3 rRNA genes are annotated in these 5,347 nt (G+C 63.5%); all 3 read left to right on the forward strand.

Annotated features, from left to right (window positions below):
* Positions 1-180: 180 nt before the first annotated feature.
* The 3 genes from I2D41_RS00775 (at position 181) to rrf (ending at position 5,327) form a co-directional block, all read left to right on the forward strand.
* Positions 181-1,687: ribosomal RNA gene (locus I2D41_RS00775) — 16S ribosomal RNA — on the forward strand.
* Between the two features lie 400 nt (positions 1,688-2,087).
* Positions 2,088-5,062 (forward strand): 23S ribosomal RNA (locus I2D41_RS00780).
* 149 nt (positions 5,063-5,211) lie between these two features.
* Positions 5,212-5,327, forward strand: a 5S ribosomal RNA gene (gene rrf / locus I2D41_RS00785).
* Together the 16S, 23S and 5S rRNA genes form the textbook arrangement of a ribosomal RNA operon.
* Positions 5,328-5,347 lie beyond the last annotated feature (20 nt).

The following is a 5,347-nucleotide window of genomic DNA, read 5'->3' on the forward strand; positions in this document are numbered from 1 at the left end:
TGTGTCGCATCCGGGCAGACATCGAACCATTTGAAATGGTCTAACTTGGATTTGTTTTTCGCAAGGCCGCCGAGAGGCGGCCCCGAGAAATTCCTTTTCCTATACTAGAACCATATGAATCGAACGGAACCGATCAGCTAATAGTTGTGAGGACCGGACGGGCTCGAAGCCCAAATATTTTGGACGGAGAGTTCGATCCTGGCTCAGGATGAACGCTGGCGGCGCGCCTAACACATGCAAGTCGAACGGCACCCACCTCCGGGTGGAAGCGAGTGGCGAACGGCTGAGTAACACGTGGAGAACCTGCCCCCTCCCCCGGGATAGCCGCCCGAAAGGACGGGTAATACCGGATACCCCGGGGTGCCGCATGGCACCCCGGCTAAAGCCCCGACGGGAGGGGATGGCTCCGCGGCCCATCAGGTAGACGGCGGGGTGACGGCCCACCGTGCCGACAACGGGTAGCCGGGTTGAGAGACCGACCGGCCAGATTGGGACTGAGACACGGCCCAGACTCCTACGGGAGGCAGCAGTGGGGAATCTTGCGCAATGGGGGGAACCCTGACGCAGCGACGCCGCGTGCGGGACGGAGGCCTTCGGGTCGTAAACCGCTTTCAGCAGGGAAGAGTCAAGACTGTACCTGCAGAAGAAGCCCCGGCTAACTACGTGCCAGCAGCCGCGGTAATACGTAGGGGGCGAGCGTTATCCGGATTCATTGGGCGTAAAGCGCGCGTAGGCGGCCCGGCAGGCCGGGGGTCGAAGCGGGGGGCTCAACCCCCCGAAGCCCCCGGAACCTCCGCGGCTTGGGTCCGGTAGGGGAGGGTGGAACACCCGGTGTAGCGGTGGAATGCGCAGATATCGGGTGGAACACCGGTGGCGAAGGCGGCCCTCTGGGCCGAGACCGACGCTGAGGCGCGAAAGCTGGGGGAGCGAACAGGATTAGATACCCTGGTAGTCCCAGCCGTAAACGATGGACGCTAGGTGTGGGGGGACGATCCCCCCGTGCCGCAGCCAACGCATTAAGCGTCCCGCCTGGGGAGTACGGCCGCAAGGCTAAAACTCAAAGGAATTGACGGGGGCCCGCACAAGCAGCGGAGCATGTGGCTTAATTCGAAGCAACGCGAAGAACCTTACCAGGGCTTGACATATGGGTGAAGCGGGGGAGACCCCGTGGCCGAGAGGAGCCCATACAGGTGGTGCATGGCTGTCGTCAGCTCGTGTCGTGAGATGTTGGGTTAAGTCCCGCAACGAGCGCAACCCCCGCCGCGTGTTGCCATCGGGTGATGCCGGGAACCCACGCGGGACCGCCGCCGTCAAGGCGGAGGAGGGCGGGGACGACGTCAAGTCATCATGCCCCTTATGCCCTGGGCTGCACACGTGCTACAATGGCCGGTACAGAGGGATGCCACCCCGCGAGGGGGAGCGGATCCCGGAAAGCCGGCCCCAGTTCGGATTGGGGGCTGCAACCCGCCCCCATGAAGTCGGAGTTGCTAGTAATCGCGGATCAGCATGCCGCGGTGAATGCGTTCCCGGGCCTTGTACACACCGCCCGTCACACCACCCGAGTCGTCTGCACCCGAAGTCGCCGGCCCAACCGCAAGGGGGGGAGGCGCCGAAGGTGTGGAGGGTGAGGGGGGTGAAGTCGTAACAAGGTAGCCGTACCGGAAGGTGCGGCTGGATCACCTCCTTTCTAGGGAGATAAATCTTCTAGAGAGATCAACTTAACTCGAATAGAGGGCAGGAGCCCGTCCGGTAGATGTCCGCCAGGATAAGTCCCCGCAGCACCCGGTCCCCGGGGTCGCACCCGCGTACCTTGAGAGCCGCATAGCGATAGGAGAGAGATGGAAGAGTATCCTCTTCCAGACTCGATTCTTTTCTGCGATTTAAAGACAGAATGATAGCAATCATTCATCCGATCCAAACAAGAAGAATTCACTTATTAATGAGTGAGGAGCATCTGATCGCGAGCACAGTACAACTGCTGTGCCGCGGTATGAGATACCCGAATTGCGACATACGAGCGCTATTCATGATATCGATTAATTAACTTAATTAGCGACACGTGGATATCCCGCGGGCCCGATGCGGTCCCGCAAGATACCACGGGCGCACGGCGGATGCCTTGGCACAGGGAGCCGATGAAGGACGCGGCAAGCTGCGATAATCCCCGGCGAGGAGCACACATCCTTCGACCCGGGGGTCTCCGAATGGGCGAACCCATGCACAGCAGTGTGCATATCCCCCCGCTGAACACATAGGCGGGGGGAGGACAACCCGGGGAACTGAAACATCTAAGTACCCGGAGGAGAGGAAATCAATCTCGAGACTCCCCGAGTAGCGGCGAGCGAAAGGGGACCGATGGCCAAACCGTCGAGCGGGCATACCCGGCAGGGGTTCCGCCGACGGGGTTGCAGGGCCGCGCATCCGGGGGCTGCCGCCCCCGGGCGCAGGTCCGGCTGGGGAGCGGAACGGCATGGGAGGGCCGGCCGCAGCGGGTGACAGCCCCGTACGCGAACCCAGACCGGACGGCGCGACGCGGTCCCTGAGTAGGGCCGGGCACGTGAAACCCGGTCCGAACCTGGGTGGACCACCATCCAAGCCTGAGTACTACCCTGTGACCGATAGCGCACCAGTACCGTGAGGGAAAGGTGAAAAGCACCCCGGGAGGGGAGTGAAACAGTACCTGAAACCGTGCGCCCACGAGCAGTCGGAGCACCTTTATGGTGTGACGGCGTGCCTTTTGTAGAATGAGCCAGCGAGTCGCTGGCGCGGGGCGAGGTTAACCGAAAGGGAGCCGGAGCGAAAGCGAGCCTTAACAGGGCGACTTGAGTCCCGCGCCGCGGACGCGAAGCCGGGTGAGCTATCCGTGGGCAGGCTGAAGCGGGGGTAAGACCCCGTGGAGGGCCGAACGCACGTCGGTTGAAAACGGCGGCGATGACCTGCGGATAGGGGTGAAAGGCCAATCAAACCCGGAGATATCTCGTTCTCCCCGAAATAGCTTTAGGGCTAGCGTCGCGCGTTCACCGCCGGAGGTAGAGCACCGGATGGACGAGGGGGCTTCGCCGCCTACCGAATCCAACCGAACTCCGAATGCCGGCGGCCCAGAGCGCGGCAGTCAGAGCATGTGGGCTAAGCTGTGTGCTCGAGAGGGAAACAGCCCGGACCGCCCGCTAAGGTCCCCAAGTTCCAGCCGAGTGGCAAAGGATGTGCGTCCGCCCAGACAACCAGGATGTTGGCTTAGAAGCAGCCATGCATTCAAAGAGTGCGTAACAGCTCACTGGTCGAGTGGACATGCGCCGACAATACACGGGGCTAAGCTGGACACCGAAGCGGCGGGATTTTACCTAAGTAGAATCGGTAGGGGAGCTTCCCATGGGCGGAGAAGCCGCCGGGCGACCGGCGGTGGAGCGCATGGGAGTGAGAATGCTGGCATGAGTAGCGAGAGACGAGAGAGTAACTCGTCCGCCGTGAACCCGAGGTTTCCTGGGCAAGGCTAATCCTCCCAGGGTCAGTCGGGGGCTAAGGCGAGGCCGGTAGGCGTAGCCGACGCGCAGCAGGCAGACATTCCTGCACCGCGCACGCGGCGCTACGACCGACGGGGCGACGGATGGGGGTGGCTCGGCGGGGTTCTGGACGTCCCCGTGATGGAGCGCGGCCCGCGGACCAGGGAAATCCGGTCCGCAGAAGGGCGAGGCTCCGGACGAAGCGACTGAGCGAAGCGAGTGAGCCCGAGGTCCCTAGAAAAACCCCTAGGCAGGCGCGTGCGCGCCCGTACCGCAAACCGACACAGGTGGGTGGGTAGAACATACCGAGGCGATCGGGTCAACCATGGTCAAGGAACTCGGCACAATGGCCCCGTAACTTCGGGAGAAGGGGTGCCCGCGCGTACGTGAACCGGCTCGCCCGGGGAGCGGAGGCGGGCCGCAGTGGAGAGGCCCAAGCGACTGTTTACCAAAAACACAGGACTCTGCAGAAGCCGCAAGGCGACGTATAGGGTCTGACGCCTGCCCGGTGCCGGAAGGTCACGCGGAGGAGTTAGCGCATCGCGCGAAGCCCCGAAGCCAAGCCCCGGTAAACGGCGGCCGTAACTATAACGGTCCTAAGGTAGCGAAATTCCTTGTCGGGTAAGTTCCGACCTGCACGAAAGGCGCAACGACTTGGGCGCTGTCTCGACCATGGACCCGGTGAAATTGCACTGGTCGTGAAGATGCGACTTACCCGCGGAAGGACGGAAAGACCCCGTGAACCTTCACTGCAGCTTGGCATTGGCCGCTGGTCCCGCGTGTAGAGGATAGGCAGGAGGCATCGATCCGGAGGCGCCAGCCCCCGGGGAGCCGCCCTTGGAATACTGCCCTCGCGCGACCGGCGTCCTAACCCGAGGCCGTCGACCGGCTCGGGGACCGTGCCAGGCGGGCAGTTTGACTGGGGCGGTCGCCTCCTAAAGGGTAACGGAGGCGCGCGAAGGTCCGCTCGGGACGGTCGGCAACCGTCCTTTTGAATGCAAGAGTACAAGCGGGCTTGACTGCGAGGCCCACAAGCCGAGCAGGTGCGAAAGCAGGCTCTAGTGATCCGGCGGCCCCGAGTGGGTGGGCCGTCGCTCAACGGATAAAAGGTACTCCGGGGATAACAGGCTGATCTTGCCCAAGAGTCCACATCGACGGCAAGGTTTGGCACCTCGATGTCGGCTCATCGCATCCTGGGGCTGGAGCAGGTCCCAAGGGTACGGCTGTTCGCCGTTTAAAGCGGTACGCGAGCTGGGTTCAGAACGTCGTGAGACAGTTCGGTCCCTATCCTCCGTGGGCGCAGGAGAATCGATGGAGGCTGCCCCCAGTACGAGAGGACCGGGGTGGACGCACCTCCGGTGAACCGGTTGTCGACCAACGGCACGGCCGGGTAGCCGCGTGCGGCGCGGATAACCGCTGAAGGCATCTAAGCGGGAAGCCGTTCCAGGGATTAGTTCTCCTTCCGGTAAGGGCCCAGGTAGACTACCTGGTCGATAGACGGCAGGTGCAAGGACGGCGACGTCCTCAGCCGAGCCGCACTAATCGCCCGAGCTCTTCCGGAACCGCACCTCGCGGCCCGCGGGACATGCGCTCTGAAGCGCGGTCCGGGCACGAGGATGCCCCCGAGTCGACTCCTCCTATACGCCATGCGGCCCCCAGGGCACGTGAGAGAGACACCGGACACCGAAGATACGGTGGGCGCCGCCCACCGGTCAGCGGCCAGAGCATGGGGGGCACGCCCGGTCCCGTTCCGAACCCGGAAGCTAAGCCCCATCGCGCCGAGAGTACTGCGGGGTCAGCCCGTGGGAGGCCAGGGCGCCGCTGACCGGTGGACGGCACCGAGCCGT

The organism is Collinsella aerofaciens, assembly GCF_015552075.1.
Classification (GTDB): Bacteria; Actinomycetota; Coriobacteriia; order Coriobacteriales; family Coriobacteriaceae; genus Collinsella; species Collinsella aerofaciens_Y.